Here is a 16,009-nt window from a genome sequence, read left to right on the forward strand (position 1 = left end):
CCCGCGAGCGAGCGCCATGTGGATCGACACGCACTGCCATCTCGATGCCGCCGAGTTCGACGTTGACCGCGACGCGGTCGCGTCGGCGGCGCAAGCGGCGGGCGTGTCGCGCATCGTGGTTCCGGCGGTCGCGCGCGAGAACTTCTCGACGGTTCGCGCGCTCGCGCACCGCACCGCGGGCGCGGTCTACGCGCTCGGCATCCATCCGCTCTATACGCCGCAGGCGCGCGACGAAGACCTCGAGGCGTTGCGCCGCGAGATCGAAGCGAGTCTCGACGATCCGCGTTTCGTTGGCATCGGCGAGATCGGGCTCGATTACTTCGTGCCGGGCCTCGACGACGCACGTCAGCAGCACTTCTACGACGCGCAGCTGCGCCTCGCGCGCGAGTTCGGCCTGCCGGCGATCTGCCACGTGCGCAAATCGCAGGATCAGGTGCTCAAGGGGCTGCGCCGCAACGGCGTGAAAAGCGGGATCGCGCATGCGTTCAACGGCAGTTTTCAGCAGGCGCGCGCGTTCATCGATCAAGGCATGCACCTGGGCTTCGGCGGCAATCTGACGTTCGAGCGCGCGCTGCAGATTCGCAGGCTCGCGCAGCAGTTGCCGCTCGAGGCAATCGTCATGGAAACCGACGCCCCCGATATCTCGCCAGCCTGGCTTTATCGTGAGCGCAACACACCCGACCAGGTGCCGCGCATCGGTGCCGTGCTTGCGGGCTTGCGCGGCTTGAGTCCCGCGGAACTTGCACTTGGCACGACGGCTAACGCTGCGGCCGCGCTGCCGCGGCTCGCGCTTTCGTCTGCATAATCGTTTCCAGGGTGGCGGGTACGGCGCGCGGTGTGCGCGGCGTGATTGTTGCGGTCGGCGCATGTTGCCCCCTCGTTGCGAGGAGGCAGGATGCGGGCGATATGGTGCGGGTTTGCGCTGGGCGTGATTGCCTTGCAGCGGCAGGCTGCGCTACCGGGGTGGGGCGCGTGGGTCGGGCTCGTTCTGGCAATCGTGCTTGCAACCGGGTGGGCGGTTTGGGGGCTCGGCGCCCATGCGCAGGCAGATGACCCACGGATGTTCGGCACGTTTGGCGACCAACGCTGGCGCACGGCGAGCGGCTGGGCGGCGGTGTGGCTCGCAGCAGGCTGCGCAGGCTTTGGCTACGCGGCCTGGCGCGCCGAACTGCGGCTTGCACAGGCGCTTCCCGCCGCCTGGCAGACGCGCAATCTCGACGTCACTGGCTCTATCTCCAGCTTGCCTTCTTACGGCGAAAACGGCGCGAGCTTCCTCTTTCGCGTTGAATCCTGGGGGCCGCACGAAGAAACACACAAAGCCACGTCACGGCTGCCGCAATTGATCCAGTTGTCCTGGGTGGCGCGCGAAGCGCCGCTGCCGCCGCTCGTGCCCGGCGCGCGCTGGCGCCTTGCCGTGCGGCTCAAACGGCCGCACGGCAATGGCAACTTCGGTCTGCGCGACACGGAGGCCACACTGCTCGCGCGCGGCGTGCGCGCAACCGGCTATGTGAGCGATCCGGCGCGGGCTGTGCGATTGCCCGTCGACGCCTCCGGTGTCGGCGTGCGCATCGAACGGGCGCGCGCGGCGCTGCGTGCGCGCATCGACGCGGTGCTCGGCGATGCGCCGCATCGCGGCATCGTTATCGCGCTCGCGACCGGCGCGCAGGACGCGGTCAGCGACGCGGACTGGCGTCTCATGCGCAATACGGGCACGAGCCATCTGGTGGCGATTTCCGGGCTGCATCTTGCGTTCGTCGCGGGGCTCGCGGGGTGGGTCGTCGGTGCGATGTGGCGGCGCGCGCGCTGGCGCGGCGTCGAGGCGCCGCTCTTTGTGCCCGCGCAGAAGGTTGCCGTTGCGGGCGCGTTGCTCGCGGCGGGCATCTATGCGGCGCTCGCCGGCTTCAACGTGCCGGTGCAGCGAGCGCTCTGGATGCTGGCGGTCGTGGCCCTCGCGCTATTCGCCGGGCGCGAAGTCGCGCGCTCGCACGTGCTGGCGTGGGCGCTTGGGCTTGTCCTGCTGCGCGATCCGTGGGCTGTGACGGCCGCCGGCTTCTGGCTCTCGTTCTGCGCGGTCGGGGCGATTCTGTTCGCGGCGAGCGGCGTGCCCCGTTTGTACAGGGAAGCGCCACAGGATTTATCGGCTGACGAGATCGATCCGATGCGCGACCGAGCCGAACCACCCGCAGAGCCACCCGCGCGCGACCGCTGGCTTCGGCGTCTCGCCGCCATGGCATTTCCGCGAGGCGGCTGGCGTGAGGCGATGCGACGCATTGCCTCGCGCGTGGGCGATAGCGCTCGCGTGCAATGGGCCGTCACCCTGGCGCTCGCGCCGCTCACGGCTTACTGGTTCGCGCAGATCCCGCTAATCGGACCGTTCGCCAATGCGTTTGCCATTCCCTGGGTGAGCATGCTTGTCACGCCACTGGTCATCGGGAGCGCGGCGCTACCCGCACCAATCGACGCGTTCGCGCTACGCGTGGCGCATAGCTGCCTCGACGGGTTGGCCGCAACGCTGGGTGCACTCGAAGGCCTGCCGTGGGCGGTACTGCGATTGCCGCAACCCGGAGCGTGGCCGCTCGCCTGCGCGGCCGTGGGCGTCGCCTGGTGTCTTGCGCCGCGCGGCTGGCCGCTGCGCTGGCTCGCGCCGTTCACGTGGCTGCCGTTACTGGTGCCCGCGCCCACAGGGCCGCCGCCGGGCGCTTTCCGGCTCACCGCGCTCGACATCGGGCAGGGTACGTCGGTGCTGGTCGAAACCGCGCATCATCGCCTGCTTTTCGACGCGGGCCCAGGGCCCGAATCGACGCAGGCGGGCGAGCGCATTGTCGTACCGTATCTGCAGGCGCATGGCATAGGGCACCTCGACGCGCTGATGATCAGCCACGACGATTCCGATCATTCCGGCGGCGCGCAAGCCGTGCTCGATGCCGTTGATGTGGGGCAATTCGTGGCAGGCATTCTGCCCGCGCATCCGCTCTGGGCGAGCGCGCGCGCAAAGGGCGCGCAGACCGTGCAGTGCGCCGCCGGCCAGCGTTGGCGGTGGGACGGCGTCGACTTCGAGGTGCTGTGGCCCGACCCCGGGCCGCTCGCGGGCAAACCCAATGCGCATTGCTGCGTCCTGCGGGTGACAACGGCGGCGAGCGCCGCGCGCGAAACCCAGGCGGGCCCGGTTTCCGCGCTGGTCGCCGCCGACATCGAAGCGGGGGTCGAGCGTACGCTGCTTGCGCGCGACCCCGCGCGGCTGCGCGCGCAGGTGCTCGTCGTGCCGCACCACGGCAGCCGAACCTCGTCGACTGAACCGTTCCTCGACTCTGTCCGGCCGCTCGTCGCGATATTTCAGGTAGGCTATCTGAACCGCTTTCATCACCCGCATCCGGGCGTCTACGCGCGCTACGCGGCCCGTCACATCGTGCTCGCGCGCAGCGACGCCCACGGTGCCGTGCGCGTCGAGGCAGGACCCGGCGCGCTCGCCGTGGAGCGCTATCGCGATACACAGCGGCGCTACTGGATGGACCCGCCCACGCAGGACTGACGCGCCGGGCCGGCAGAGGCAGGGACGCACGCGCGATAGACGAAAGAGATCAACAAAATAGAGAGACAAGCCGCCTTTGAAAAACGTCATCCATTTCTCGCACGCAAACGGCTTTCCGGCGTCGATCTATCGCACGTTCTTCGCCGAACTGGGCGATAACTACGAACTGCGTTACATCGAGCGCATCGGGCACGACGCGCGCTTTCCCGTCACGCGCGACTGGCCGCATCTCGTCGAACAACTGCTCGACGACATTGGCCGCACCTACGAGGAACCCGTATGGCTCGTCGGCCATTCGCTCGGCGGCTACCTTTCTCTTATGGCCGCGCTGAAAAAGCCGCAATGGGTCAAAGGCGTCGTGATGCTCGATTCGCCGGTGATCGCGGGCTGGCGCAGCAGCATGCTGCGGGTTTCGCAGTGGACCGGCCTCGACGAACGGCTTTCACCGGCCGCCGCCACGCGCACGCGCCGCACGAACTGGGCGAGCCGCGACGAGGCCTGGCGGCATTTCCATTCGAAGGCGGCGTTCGCGCGCTGGGACGAGCGTGTGCTGTCCGACTATGTCGAGTTCGGCATTCCTCAGACCTCGGTTGACGGCGGCCGCACGCTCGCCTTCGACCGCCAGACCGAATACATGATCTACCGCACGCTGCCGCATACGCTCGGCGCGCGGCTCGCGCACGGCTCGCCCGTGCCGGTGAGCTTCGTCGCGGGCACGCAGTCGCGCGAAGTCCGCCAGGTCGGGCTTGCGGCAACCCGGCGCATTGCGGGCGAGCGTTTTGAGTGGATCGAGGGCAGTCATCTGTACCCCATGGAGCGTCCGATCGAGACCGCGCGCGCGGTGCAGCGCATGCTTTACGCCATGGAAAACGGAGCCTGAGCGCCGGCTTTCCGGCGCTGTTGCTTGCGGGGCAGGGGAGCACGCAGGGCGACACACTACGCCTCGCATTCGACCCACATTCGGCCCGCTCAAAATTCAGGGTTAGCCCTTGCTTTCAGGTATAATCCGTTTTTCCCGCGAGCATTCAGCGATGACCAAATATGTTTTCGTCACCGGCGGCGTAGTTTCGTCCCTTGGCAAGGGTATTGCCGCCGCCTCCCTCGCCGCGATCCTCGAATCGCGCGGTCTGAAAGTCACCCTCCTCAAGCTCGATCCCTACATCAACGTCGACCCCGGCACGATGAGCCCGTTTCAGCACGGCGAAGTGTTCGTGACGGAAGACGGAGCGGAAACCGACCTCGACCTCGGCCACTATGAGCGCTTCATCACCACGAAGATGCGCAAGGCCAACAACTTCACCACGGGCCAGATCTACGAATCGGTGATCCGCAAGGAACGCCGCGGCGACTATCTGGGCAAGACCGTGCAGGTCATTCCGCACATCACGAACGAAATCCAGGCGTTCGTCGAACGCGGCGCCGCATCGGCGACGTGTGGCGAGCCAGACGTCGCGATCGTCGAAGTGGGCGGCACGGTGGGCGACATCGAATCGCTGCCGTTCCTCGAGGCCGCGCGTCAGATGAGCCTGCGCCTTGGCCGCAACAGCGCGTGCTTCGTGCACCTCACGCTCGTGCCGTTCATCGCCACGGCGGGTGAGCTCAAGACCAAGCCCACGCAGCACAGCGTGCAGAAGCTGCGCGAAATCGGTATCTATCCGAACGTGCTGCTGTGCCGCGCCGACCGCCGTATTCCCGACGACGAACGCGCGAAGATCTCGATGTTCTCGAACGTGCCCGAAGACGCCGTGATCTCGGTGTGGGACGCCGACAGCATCTACAAGATTCCGCAGATGCTGCACGACCAGGGTCTCGACTCGATCGTCTGCGACGAGCTGAAGCTTTCCGCCAAGCCCGCCGATCTGTCGATCTGGTCGGAAATGGTCGAGAAGCTCGAGCATCCGAAGCACGAAGTCACGATCGGCATGGTCGGCAAGTACGTCGACCTCACCGAGTCGTACAAGTCGCTCATCGAAGCGCTGCGCCACGCGTCGATCAAGACGTCGGCGAAGGTGAACATCGAGTACATCGACTCCGAGCAGATCGACGAAGAGGGTGTCGAGAGCCTCAAGCATCTCGACGCGATCCTCGTGCCGGGCGGTTTCGGCCGTCGTGGCACCGAAGGCAAGATCAAGGCGATTCAGTACGCTCGCGAAGCGAAGGTGCCGTACCTCGGCATCTGCCTAGGCATGCAGCTCGCCGTGATCGAATTCGCGCGCGACGTGGTGGGACTGAAGCACGCGAACAGCACGGAATTCGATCCGGACACGCCTGACCGCGTCGTCGCGCTCATCACCGAATGGGCCGACCGCGAAGGCAAGGTCGAGAAGCGCACCGAAGACTCCGACCTCGGCGGCACGATGCGCCTCGGCTCGCAGCGCTGCCCGATCAAGCCCGGCACGCTCGCGGCGGAAATCTATGGCAAGGATGTGAACGAGCGTCACCGTCACCGTTATGAAGTCAATAACGGCTACGTGCCCAAGCTCGAGGCGAACGGCCTTATCATCAGCGCCCGTACGCCGTCGGAAGATCTGCCGGAAATGATGGAACTGCCGCGCGACATGCACCCGTGGTTCGTCGGCGTCCAGTTCCACCCGGAATTCACGTCCACGCCGCGTGACGGCCATCCGCTCTTCAAGGCGTATGTCGAAGCGGCAGTCGCGCACCATGAGGCGCGCGCCGAGGAGAAAGCATGAATCTGTGCGGTTTCGAGGTAGGTCTCGACAAGCCGTTTTTCCTGATCGCAGGCACCTGTGTCGTCGAATCTGAACAGATGACGATCGACACGGCGGGCCGCCTGAAGGAAATCACGTCGAAGCTCGGTATCCCGTTCATCTACAAGTCGTCCTACGACAAGGCCAATCGTTCGAGCGGCAAGTCGTTTCGCGGCCTCGGGATGGACGAGGGCCTGCGCATCCTCTCCGAAGTGAAGCGCCAGCTCGGTCTGCCCGTGCTGACCGACGTGCACTCGGAAGAAGAGATCGGGCCCGTGGCGTCGGTCGTGGACGTGCTGCAAACGCCTGCGTTCCTGTGCCGCCAGACCGACTTCATCCACGCGTGCGCGCGCTCGGGCAAGCCGGTCAACATCAAGAAAGGCCAGTTCCTCGCGCCGCACGACATGAAGAACGTGATCGACAAGGCGCGCGAAGCCGCGCGTGAGGCGGGTCTTTCCGAAGACCGCTTCTTCGCCTGCGAACGCGGTGTTTCGTTCGGTTACAACAACCTCGTCTCGGACATGCGTTCGCTCGCTATCATGCGCGAGACCGGCGCACCGGTCGTGATGGACGTGACCCACTCGGTGCAGTTGCCGGGCGGGCAGGGCACGAGCTCGGGCGGTCAGCGCGAATTCGTGCCGGTGCTTGCGCGCGCGGCCGTTGCCACGGGCGTGGCGGGTCTCTTCATGGAGACGCACCCGAACCCTGCGCAGGCCAAGTCCGACGGTCCGAACGCCGTGCCGCTGAACCGCATGGCCGATCTGCTCGAAACCCTCGTGACGCTCGACCAGGCGGTCAAGCGCACGCCGTTCCTCGAGAACGACTTCAGCTGAGTTGGGAATTACGTAGTACGGCGCGCCGCTTCGATTGCATGAGCGGCGCGATGGAGGAGCAGCGCGGCGCAGGACCGCGCGCATGGCAAATGTCACGTAACGACATCATGCTGTGCGCAGCGGCGCCAACGCACCGCGTTCGATGTACAAGGCAGCGTGGCAGCGTCTCGGTCACTGGAGCGTGACCGACGCGCTGCGGCAAGTTGAACCTGGCGAGCACGCAGCCTGTCCCATGTGACGGTGTGCCCCGAGCGAGCATAGAAACTGTGCCTCGCGGGCCGATGCAGCAGGCGGCGCAGCTCGCGCAAGAATTACTGTCATTTCCTGAGGAAACCATGAGTGCAATCGTAGATATCATCGGTCGCGAGATTCTGGATTCGCGCGGCAATCCCACCGTCGAATGCGACGTGCTGCTCGAATCGGGCACGATGGGCCGCGCAGCGGTGCCGTCGGGCGCGTCGACCGGTTCGCGCGAAGCGATCGAACTGCGCGACGGCGAAGCCGGCCGCTACAACGGCAAGGGCGTGCTGAAGGCCGTTGAGCACATCAACACCGAAATCTCCGAGGCGATCATGGGCCTCGACGCGTCGGAACAAGCCTTCCTCGACAAGACCCTGCTCGAGCTCGACGGCACCGACAACAAGTCGCGTCTCGGCGCCAACGCCATGCTGGCCGTGTCGATGGCCGTCGCGAAGGCCGCCGCTGAAGAAGCCGGCCTGCCGCTGTACCGCTATTTCGGCGGTTCGGGCGCAATGCAACTGCCGGTGCCGATGATGAACATCGTCAACGGCGGCGCGCACGCGAACAACAGCCTCGACATTCAGGAATTCATGATCGTGCCGGTGAGCCAGCCGACCTTCCGCGAAGCGCTGCGTTGCGGCGCGGAAGTGTTCCATGCGCTCAAGAAGATCCTCTCGGATCGCGGCATGAGCACGGCAGTAGGCGACGAAGGCGGCTTCGCACCGAACTTCGGCAGCAACGACGAATGCCTCTCGACCATCCTGCAAGCGATCGAAAAGGCTGGCTACCGCGCCGGTGAAGACGTGCTGCTCGCGCTCGACTGCGCCGCGAGCGAGTTCTACCACGACGGCAAGTACCAGCTCGCGGGCGAAGGCCTGCAGCTGTCGTCGGCCGAGTTCGCCGACTACCTGGCAACGCTCGCCGACAAGTTCCCGATCGTCTCGATCGAAGACGGCATGCACGAGTCCGACTGGGCCGGCTGGAAGCTGCTGACCGACAAGCTCGGCAAGAAGGTCCAGCTCGTCGGCGACGACCTGTTCGTGACCAACACGCGCATCCTGAAGGAAGGCATCGACAAGGGCATCGCCAACTCGATCCTCATCAAGATCAACCAGATCGGCACGCTGACGGAAACCTTCGCGGCAATCGAAATGGCCAAGCGCGCCGGCTACACGGCCGTGATCTCGCACCGTTCGGGCGAAACTGAAGACTCGACGATCGCTGATATCGCCGTGGGCCTGAACGCGGGTCAGATCAAGACCGGTTCGCTCTCGCGTTCGGACCGCATCTCGAAGTACAACCAGCTGCTGCGCATCGAGGAAGATCTCGGTGATATCGCCAGCTACCCGGGCAAGTCGGCGTTCTATAACCTGCGTTAAGCGGAACCTGCGCCGGCAGCAGCCTTGCTGTCACCCTTCGTCATCTCTCTCCGCCGCCCTGCGTATAGCGCAGGGCGGCGTGTATTTATCCGGCACCTTTCATGCGGCTTGTCACTGTCGTTCTGATCATCCTGCTTGTGCTGATTCAGTATCCGCTCTGGTGGGGCCATGGTGGCTGGCTGCGTGTGCACGAACTGCAGCAGCAGCTCGCCCAGCAGCAAAAGCAGAACGACGACGAGAAACTGCGCAACGAGCGCATTGCGGGCGAAGTGCAGGATCTGCAGAGCGGCACCGCTGCTGTCGAGGAGCGTGCGCGCTACGAAATGGGCATGGTGAAGGACAGAGAGGTGTTCGTGCAGTTCGTCTCGCCGAACCAGACGCCACCTGTGACGCCGAGCGGTTCGTCGAATACCTCGACGCGCGGCGAGATGTCGGCGGCGCCGGTGAGGGTGGTGCCGAACCCCGTTTCGCGTGTTCCTGAGAAGCGGCACGGGCACGGGAAGGAAGCGAAGAAGGCGGGTTGAGTGCGCCGCTTGTTCTGAGCACGCGGGCAAACAAAAAGGCGCGGCATTGAGCCGCGCCTTTTTTCGTTTACGCGTTCGCGCTGGAAAGCTGTGTGATTACCAGCCCCAACCCGGATAGCCGTAGCCAATACCCGTGCCCCAGCCGTGCCCCCAACCGCCGCTGTAATAGCTGCCGTAGACCGTGACGGGCGGCGCGTAGGCCCGCGACCACGCCTGTGCGGCAGCTTCCGCTGCCATGGCGTTGTCCTGTTCCGCGAGCACCTGGCGGTCGATTGCATCGTAGCGCGCTTTTTCGTCGGGCGTGAGCACTGGCGCGGCGGCGGGAAGGCCGGACTGCGCCGCGGGCAGCCGGCTATAGATCGGCGATGGGCCGGGCGGGTCCACCATGCAGCCGCTCGTCGATGCAACGGTCGCGCCGAGTGCAGCCAACACGAGTAGCGCGCCCACGCGCGGCGTGCGGTCGCGCAACGGAAGTGCGAAGCGTTTGTTCTTGATCATGCTTCTCTCCATCTATCGGACGCCTAAATAATTTGAGATGACGGCCGGCCCGCATTGTGGTTCGGACATCCGTCTACGCGCTGCTGTACAGGGCGGCGGCGCAACACGCGTTGCGCCGCATAGGCGTTATCGGCTCAGTGTGCCCTGGTGCGCTTCGGCGCGCCTCAGTGGCGACGCTCGGCAGCGGGGCTCACGCTTTCTGAGAGCCCCGTCACGGCAAAAAGTTGCGCGACATCCACCGGGTCGAACTCATAGCGCTGGTTGCAATAGTCGCAATGAATCTCGACATGACCGCGTTCTTCGATCACGCCATCGACTTCGTCGCGGCCCAGCATCTTGAGCATCGCGCCCACCTTCTCGCGCGAGCACGAGCACTGGAAGCGCGGCGCAAGCGGCTCGAAGTGACGCACATTTTCTTGCCAGAAGAGGCGGCGGAACAACGTCTCGCCGTCTTCCGTGAGCATTTCGTCACGCGTGAGCGTGCCGCCGAGCGTGCAGACGCGCTCCCAGGTATCGAGGTCGTGCTCGCCCTGATGCGGCACGATGCCGCCGTCGCCCGGCAGCTTCTGAAGCAGCATGCCGACCGCGCGGTCGTCGTTTGCGGCGAGCCACAGGCGCGAGTCGAGCTGTTCCGAGTGATGCATGTAATGCTCGAGCACGGCGGCGATCGACTTGAGCGGGCTGCCGTCTTCGCCGTTCAGCGGCACGATGCCCTGGTAGGGCTGCTGGCCTGGCTGCTTTTTCGCCGGGTCGAGCGTGATCACGCAGCGGCCCTGGCCGTCCGGATTCACGAGGTCGGCGAACGTGAGTTCTTCGCTGAGCGGCAGGGCGTTTTCGCCCGTGAAGTCTTCTCCGAGCCGCGCGGTGGCGCGCATTGTCAGATCCGAGCCGCACTGCACGACCAGCATCTTCACGGGGCCGTCGCCGAAGATCTGCATGATCAGCGTGCCGTCGAACTTGAGATTCGCCGAGAGCAGCGCGCACGCCGCCATCATTTCTCCGAGTACGGTGCGTACCGGCGTCGGATACTGGCGGCGCTTGAGCACTTCCTGCCACGCGTTGCCCAGCGAGACGATCTCGCCGCGCACCGGGGCAGCGCTGAACATGAATTTTTGCAACTGGTCGTTCACAATCTTTTCCTTCGTTTGAATCGGGGCGGCGCGGCCCGCGCCGCACGGCGAGAGCTTGTCACTCTCACCTGCGGCTCTCAGCCGATGCGCACGAGCTGCGCCTTGAAAAATTCGCGACGCTGCGCGTAGACATCCGCGTTGCGCTTGAGGCCGGCGATGTCGGCCTCGGTCAGCTCACGCACGACTTTGGCCGGCGCACCGAGAATCAGCGAGTTGTCGGGGAACACCTTGCCTTCCGTGACCACCGCACCCGCGCCAACCAGACAGTTGCGGCCGATTACCGCGCCATTCAAGACCACGGCCTGAATACCGATGAGCGCGCCTTCCTTCACGGTGCAGCCGTGCAGCATGGCCTGATGGCCTACCGTCACGTTCGCTTCGAGCGTGAGCGGGTAGCCGGGGTCCGTGTGGAGCACCGCGCCTTCCTGAACGTTGCTGCGCGCGCCGACGGTAATCGGCTCGTTGTCGCCGCGCAGCGTCGCGCCAAACCAGACGCTCGAGTCTTCGGCCAGTTCGACCTTGCCGATGACGGTCGCGTTGTCCGCGACGAACACGCTTTCGTGAATGGTCGGTGCGGCTTCGCCAAGCTTGTAGATGGCCACGGTGTCGAGTCTCCTGATATTGGGGGCTGCTGCCGGTCCGCGGGCGTCACGCAATGGATGCGGACGACGCGAGGCAGGTGAATCGCGTATTGTAAACGGTTGCGTGCGCGGTCCGCTTGGGGCAGGTTTGGGCGGCTTCGCGCAAAGGTTGGGTGCTCCCCGTTTTTCGGTCCCTGTTTCTTCTGCCGATGAATTCCGTTTTTTCCGCTGCCAGCGCAAGCGCTGACGTCTCAACTTCACTGGGTGACGCGTCCACCTGCTGGCGCCTCGCCGCGCTCGCCGCGCTGCGCGAGTGCGACCCGGCCGCCAAGGCCGACGCGGTCCGCGCGCTGCACGCGCAAAGTCAGGCTCAGGCCGCGGCGCCGCGCTGGGAGCCGCAACGCGACATTGCGACGCCGGCCGGCTTGCCTGGCCGCCCGAGCGAGCCGCCGCTCGTCGAGCCGCGCGAACTGCAACGCCGCAGCATGAGCACGCCGCAGGGCCGCATGGTGCTGCTGCACGCGTTGGCCCACATCGAATTCAACGCGATCAATCTCGCGCTCGACGCCGTGTGGCGCTTCCCCGCCATGCCCGACGCCTTCTACGCCGACTGGCTCAAGGTCGCGGCGGAAGAGGCGTATCACTTCTCCCTGCTGCGCGCGCGCCTCGCCGACTATGGTCACGTGTACGGCGACTTCCCCGCGCACAACGGCCTGTGGGAGATGTGCGAGCGCACAAGCACTGACGTGCTCGCACGCATGGCGCTCGTGCCGCGCGTGCTGGAGGCGCGCGGGCTCGACGCCTCGCCGCCCATTCGCGCGCGCCTGAAACAGGCCCGCGACGACGAGTCGGCTGCGATCCTCGACATCATCCTGCGCGACGAAGTGGGGCACGTGCGCATCGGCAACCATTGGTTCCGCCACCTGTGCGAGTCGCGCGGTCTCGACCCGCACGCGGCGTGGCTCGCGCTCGCCGAGCAGTACCACGCGCCGCGCATGCGCGGGCCGTTCAACTTCGAAGCGCGCCGCTCGGCGGGCTTCGACGAGGCCGAACTGGCTTCGCTGGCGGCCCAGGATGCGGCGGAGCAGGCCGCCACGCGGCAGTCAACGGAACGTTACTCGAACGAATGACCTGGCGCAGACGCTCAGCGCCTATATAATCGAACGATCATTCTTTTTTGCGGCGGCGCAAATGAATCAATCCCGTTCCGAATTCGTCGATGTCAATGGCATCCGGCTGCACGTGCGCCGCTGGGGTGAAGAGAGCGCACCCGCGCTCTTCATGCTGCACGGCTGGATGGACGTGGCGGCGTCGTTCCAGTTCGTCGTCGACGCGCTCGACACACGCGGCGGCAACTGGCAGGTGATCGCGCCCGACCTGCGCGGCTTCGGCCTCTCCTGCTGGCCCGTCGCGCAGGGGCAGGGCAGCAATTACTGGTTCCCCGACTACCTTGCCGATCTCGATGCCCTGCTCGCGCACTACGCGCCAGAGGGCCAGGTCGATCTCGTCGGACACAGCCTTGGTGCGAACATCGTTTGCCTGTACGCGGGCGTGCGGCCCGAACGCGTGCGACGCGTGGTCGATCTGGAGGGTTTCGGCCTGCCGGCGACGTCACCGAGACAGGCGCCGGCCCGCGTGCGCGAGTGGCTCGACGAGGTCCGTACGCCGCCGCAACTGCGTACCTACGCGTCGCTAGACGACGTAGCCGCGCGGCTCGTGAAGACGAACCCGCGTCTGATCGCGCCCCGCGCGCGCTTTCTTGCCGAACACTGGTCGAAGCCGGACGGCGAGGGCGGCTACGTGCTGCTAGGCGATCCGGCGCACAAGATGCGCGGGCCGCTGCTGTATCAGCTCGACGAAGTGATGGCGATCTGGTCGAAGGTGAGTGCGCGGGTGCTGCACGTCGAAGCGGCCGGCTCCGAAACGCTCGCGCGGCTCGCGGGGGCGGTGCCCATCGACGAATTCAAGAAGCGCTTCGAGGCGTTTCCCGATTGGCGCGAGCGGATCGTCGACGGAGCGGGGCACATGGTGCACCACGACCAACCTGAAGAGGTCGCGCGCCTGATCGAGGCGTTCTGCGCCTGAGTGCCTGGCGCATCGAGCGTTGTGCATCGAGTGTTCATTCGGGCGACGTCGGCGCGCAAGGCGCCGCCCGACGACTTCACTGCGTTGCAGTAAAATGAGCGTTCACCCTTTTCGCACACGCAATGAACGCCGATCTCCACTGTCACTCGACTGTCTCCGACGGCCAACTGGCCCCCGCTGCCGTCGCGCAGCTGGCGAAAGCAGGCGGCGTGAACCTGTGGGCGCTCACCGATCATGACGTGCTCGGCGGCCAGCGCGAAGCGCGCGAGGCGGCTGAAGCGCTCGGCATGCGCTATTTGTGCGGCGTCGAGATTTCGGTGACCTGGGCGTCGCGCACGGTGCACATCGTTGGCTTGCATGTGGATACCGAGTGCGCCGCGCTCGTCGACGGACTCGCGCGCACGCGCGACGGCCGCGCGGCGCGCGCCGAAGCGATTGGCGAGCGGCTCGGCGAACTCGGCATTCCCGATGCGTACGAAGGCGCGCTCGAGTACGTCTCGAATCCCGACCTGATCTCACGTACCCACTTCGCGCGCTTTCTTGTGGAAAGCGGTCGGGCGCAGAACACCCAGGACGCGTTTTCTCGCTGGCTCGGGGAAGGTAAGCCCGGTTACATCGCGCACCGCTGGGCGAAGCTCGCCGACGCCGTCTCGTGGATCAAGGCGGCCGGCGGCGAGGCGATCATCGCGCATCCGGGCCGCTACGCGTACACCCAGCTCGAATTCGACACGCTTTTCGGCGAGTTCATCGATCTGGGCGGCAAGGCCATCGAAGTGGTCACGGGCAGCCATACGCCCAGTCAGTACGGCGAGTATGCGGCCGTGGCGAGGCGCTTTGGTTTCGAAGCGTCGCGCGGTTCGGACTTCCATGCACCCGGGCCCGACGCGATCGAGCCGGGCACGCTGCCGCCGTTGCCTTCCGATCTCAAGCCTGTTTGGGAGCGATGGCTGTAGGCCGCGCATGGCGCGTGGCCCACTGACCCGTCCCTTTGCTGCAAGGCGCTTCGCGCCGGTCAATCCCGCTTTGTCGTCACTTTGTGGTACTACGTGCAGTTGCCTGCCGTTTGCGCGCAGCGCATCGCAGTTTTTCACCACCGCCGTTTTTCTTCGCCATTCGTTAGCTGATTACTGCCATGTCCCAGTTCTTTCGGCTTCATCCAGAAAACCCGCAGCCGCGCCTCGTCAAGCAGGCGGTGGAGATCATCCGCGACGGCGGCGTGATCGCGCTGCCCACTGACTCGAGCTACGCGCTCGCCGCGCGCATCGACGACAAGCACGCGGCCGAGCGTTTGCGCCGCATCCGCGGGCTCGACGAAAAGGCGCTGCTCTCGCTGATGGTGCGGGACCTGTCGGAACTCGCGAACTTCGCCATGGTGGACAATCGCCAGTACCGGCTCATCAAGTCGGTGACGCCGGGACCGTACGTCTTCGTGCTGGTGGCCACGAAGGAAGTGCCGCGGCGTCTGTCGCATCCGTCGCGCAAGACGATCGGCCTGCGCGTGCCCGGTCATCCGATTCCGCTGGCGATTCTCGAAGAACTGGGCGAGCCGCTGCTTGCCTCCACGCTGATCCTGCCGCCCGACACCGAGCCGCTCAACGACCCCGAGGAGATTCGCGAGCGCCTCGAAAAACAGCTCGATCTCGTGATCGACGGCGGGGCGTGCCCGTGCGAGCCGTCCACCGTAATCGATCTCACCGGTGAAGAACCGGTGCTCGTGCGGCCGGGGCGGGGCGCGCTGGCGCCCTTCGGCATCGAAGAGGAAGAGGCATGACGCAACATGCACGGTGTGAACGCGGCCAGAGCGCATTGACGCATTGATACAATAGCCCGCCATGGAAGCCAATCTGATTCAGACGATCGTCGTCTACGCGTTGCCGGTCATCTTCGCGATCACGCTGCACGAAGCTGCGCACGGCTACGTCGCGCGCATGCTCGGCGACAACACCGCGTACGTGCTCGGTCGCGTCTCGTTCAACCCGATGCGCCACATCGACCCGATCGGCACCATCGCGATGCCGCTCGTGCTGTATTTCCTGACGAATGGCGCGTTCGTGTTCGGTTACGCGAAGCCCGTGCCGATCGCCTTCAGCAATCTGCGCGATCCGCGCTGGGGCACGCTGTGGGTCGCGGCAGCCGGGCCGCTGTGCAACTTCGTGCAGGCCATCGTATGGGGCGTGTTCGGCGTGGCGCTCGCGGTGCTCGGCGTGGACGAGCCGTTCTTCACGCGCATGGCCGCCGCCGGCGTGGGCGTGAATCTCGTGCTTGGCGTGCTCAATCTCTTTCCGTTGCCGCCGCTCGACGGCGGCCGCGTGCTCGGGGCGCTGTTGCCCACGCGTGCGAGCATTGCGCTCGCGCGTATCGAGCCCTATGGTTTCATCATCGTGATGGGGTTGCTCGTGAGTGGCATCTTCACGCGATTCTGGCTGCGCCCGCTCGTAAGTCTAGGTTACGCCGCGGTCACCGCCATCCTTACCCCTCTTGTGTCGCTCTTTTCATAAC

15 protein-coding genes are annotated in these 16,009 nt (G+C 65.8%); 12 read left to right on the forward strand and 3 right to left on the reverse strand.

The genetic code is table 11. From position 1 onward, the window contains the following. Positions 1–16: 16 nt before the first annotated feature. From U5A65_RS18320 to ftsB, 7 genes are all read left to right on the forward strand, one after another. A complete protein-coding gene (locus U5A65_RS18320; protein WP_321946935.1) occupies positions 17–805 on the forward strand; it encodes a TatD family hydrolase in 789 nt (262 codons plus the stop codon). A 90-nt stretch (positions 806–895) separates the two neighbouring features. Further along, positions 896–3,529: a ComEC/Rec2 family competence protein gene (locus U5A65_RS18325; protein WP_321946936.1), complete on the forward strand. Its 2,634-nt coding sequence runs from the start codon at positions 896–898 to the stop codon at positions 3,527–3,529. A gap of 76 nt (positions 3,530–3,605) precedes the next feature. Then, on the forward strand, positions 3,606–4,409 hold the full coding sequence (locus U5A65_RS18330; RefSeq protein WP_321946937.1) for an alpha/beta hydrolase: 804 nt from the start codon (positions 3,606–3,608) through the stop codon (positions 4,407–4,409). Positions 4,410–4,560: 151 nt separating this feature from the next. Beyond that, positions 4,561–6,222, forward strand: coding sequence for a CTP synthase (locus U5A65_RS18335; RefSeq protein WP_321908940.1), 1,662 nt, complete (start codon positions 4,561–4,563; stop codon positions 6,220–6,222). After that, positions 6,219–7,073: a 3-deoxy-8-phosphooctulonate synthase gene (gene kdsA / locus U5A65_RS18340; protein WP_028204156.1), complete on the forward strand. Its 855-nt coding sequence runs from the start codon at positions 6,219–6,221 to the stop codon at positions 7,071–7,073. The genes U5A65_RS18335 and kdsA overlap by 4 nt, the downstream gene beginning before the upstream one ends. A 335-nt stretch (positions 7,074–7,408) precedes the next feature. Then, positions 7,409–8,692, forward strand: a complete 1,284-nt coding sequence (gene eno, locus U5A65_RS18345; RefSeq protein ID WP_103703989.1) for a phosphopyruvate hydratase — start codon at positions 7,409–7,411, stop codon at positions 8,690–8,692. Between the two features lie 101 nt (positions 8,693–8,793). After that, positions 8,794–9,216 (forward strand): cell division protein FtsB, encoded by a 423-nt coding sequence (ftsB, locus tag U5A65_RS18350; RefSeq protein ID WP_321946938.1) that lies wholly within the window; start codon positions 8,794–8,796, stop codon positions 9,214–9,216. A gap of 96 nt (positions 9,217–9,312) precedes the next feature. Here the strand turns inward: ftsB and U5A65_RS18355 are convergent, their stop codons facing one another. From U5A65_RS18355 to U5A65_RS18365, 3 genes are all read right to left on the reverse strand, one after another. Beyond that, positions 9,313–9,714 carry a hypothetical protein gene (locus tag U5A65_RS18355; protein WP_415765141.1) on the reverse strand — a complete coding sequence of 134 codons (402 nt, stop codon included), beginning with the start codon at positions 9,712–9,714 and terminating at the stop codon, positions 9,313–9,315. A gap of 164 nt (positions 9,715–9,878) precedes the next feature. Beyond that, positions 9,879–10,844 carry an Hsp33 family molecular chaperone HslO gene (gene hslO / locus U5A65_RS18360; protein WP_321908936.1) on the reverse strand — a complete coding sequence of 322 codons (966 nt, stop codon included), beginning with the start codon at positions 10,842–10,844 and terminating at the stop codon, positions 9,879–9,881. Between the two features lie 77 nt (positions 10,845–10,921). Continuing rightward, positions 10,922–11,446 carry a gamma carbonic anhydrase family protein gene (locus U5A65_RS18365; protein ID WP_321908935.1) on the reverse strand — a complete coding sequence of 175 codons (525 nt, stop codon included), beginning with the start codon at positions 11,444–11,446 and terminating at the stop codon, positions 10,922–10,924. Positions 11,447–11,634: 188 nt separating this feature from the next. Between U5A65_RS18365 and U5A65_RS18370 the strand changes: the two genes are divergently transcribed. The 5 genes from U5A65_RS18370 to U5A65_RS18390 all read left to right on the forward strand — a co-directional run bounded on the left by U5A65_RS18370 (position 11,635) and on the right by U5A65_RS18390 (position 16,008). Then, positions 11,635–12,555, forward strand: coding sequence for a ferritin-like domain-containing protein (locus tag U5A65_RS18370; RefSeq protein WP_321946939.1), 921 nt, complete (start codon positions 11,635–11,637; stop codon positions 12,553–12,555). Positions 12,556–12,616: 61 nt separating this feature from the next. Next, positions 12,617–13,510, forward strand: coding sequence for an alpha/beta hydrolase (locus tag U5A65_RS18375; protein ID WP_321946940.1), 894 nt, complete (start codon positions 12,617–12,619; stop codon positions 13,508–13,510). 122 nt (positions 13,511–13,632) lie between these two features. Next, positions 13,633–14,463, forward strand: coding sequence for a 3',5'-nucleoside bisphosphate phosphatase (locus tag U5A65_RS18380; RefSeq protein ID WP_321908930.1), 831 nt, complete (start codon positions 13,633–13,635; stop codon positions 14,461–14,463). Positions 14,464–14,642: 179 nt separating this feature from the next. Continuing rightward, on the forward strand, positions 14,643–15,281 hold the full coding sequence (locus U5A65_RS18385) for an L-threonylcarbamoyladenylate synthase (RefSeq protein ID WP_321908928.1): 639 nt from the start codon (positions 14,643–14,645) through the stop codon (positions 15,279–15,281). Between the two features lie 61 nt (positions 15,282–15,342). Then, positions 15,343–16,008, forward strand: coding sequence for a site-2 protease family protein (locus U5A65_RS18390; protein ID WP_321908927.1), 666 nt, complete (start codon positions 15,343–15,345; stop codon positions 16,006–16,008). The last annotated feature ends 1 nt before the right edge of the window (position 16,009 follow it).

It is taken from the genome of Paraburkholderia sp. J10-1 (assembly GCF_905220165.1).
Lineage (GTDB): Bacteria > Pseudomonadota > Gammaproteobacteria > Burkholderiales > Burkholderiaceae > Paraburkholderia.

Bases quoted from the DNA above. Each gene is read 5' to 3' on its own strand.
- ftsB (WP_321946938.1), top strand. From the start codon at position 8,794: ATGCGGCTTGTCACTGTCGTTCTGATCATCCTGCTTGTGCTGATTCAG.
- U5A65_RS18370 (WP_321946939.1), top strand. From the start codon at position 11,635: ATGAATTCCGTTTTTTCCGCTGCCAGCGCAAGCGCTGACGTCTCAACT.
- U5A65_RS18320 (WP_321946935.1), top strand. From the start codon at position 17: ATGTGGATCGACACGCACTGCCATCTCGATGCCGCCGAGTTCGACGTT.
- U5A65_RS18355 (WP_415765141.1), bottom strand. From the start codon at position 9,714: ATGATCAAGAACAAACGCTTCGCACTTCCGTTGCGCGACCGCACGCCG.
- U5A65_RS18380 (WP_321908930.1), top strand. From the start codon at position 13,633: ATGAACGCCGATCTCCACTGTCACTCGACTGTCTCCGACGGCCAACTG.
- U5A65_RS18335 (WP_321908940.1), top strand. From the start codon at position 4,561: ATGACCAAATATGTTTTCGTCACCGGCGGCGTAGTTTCGTCCCTTGGC.
- kdsA (WP_028204156.1), top strand. From the start codon at position 6,219: ATGAATCTGTGCGGTTTCGAGGTAGGTCTCGACAAGCCGTTTTTCCTG.
- U5A65_RS18325 (WP_321946936.1), top strand. From the start codon at position 896: ATGCGGGCGATATGGTGCGGGTTTGCGCTGGGCGTGATTGCCTTGCAG.
- U5A65_RS18375 (WP_321946940.1), top strand. From the start codon at position 12,617: ATGAATCAATCCCGTTCCGAATTCGTCGATGTCAATGGCATCCGGCTG.
- eno (WP_103703989.1), top strand. From the start codon at position 7,409: ATGAGTGCAATCGTAGATATCATCGGTCGCGAGATTCTGGATTCGCGC.
- U5A65_RS18390 (WP_321908927.1), top strand. From the start codon at position 15,343: ATGGAAGCCAATCTGATTCAGACGATCGTCGTCTACGCGTTGCCGGTC.
- U5A65_RS18385 (WP_321908928.1), top strand. From the start codon at position 14,643: ATGTCCCAGTTCTTTCGGCTTCATCCAGAAAACCCGCAGCCGCGCCTC.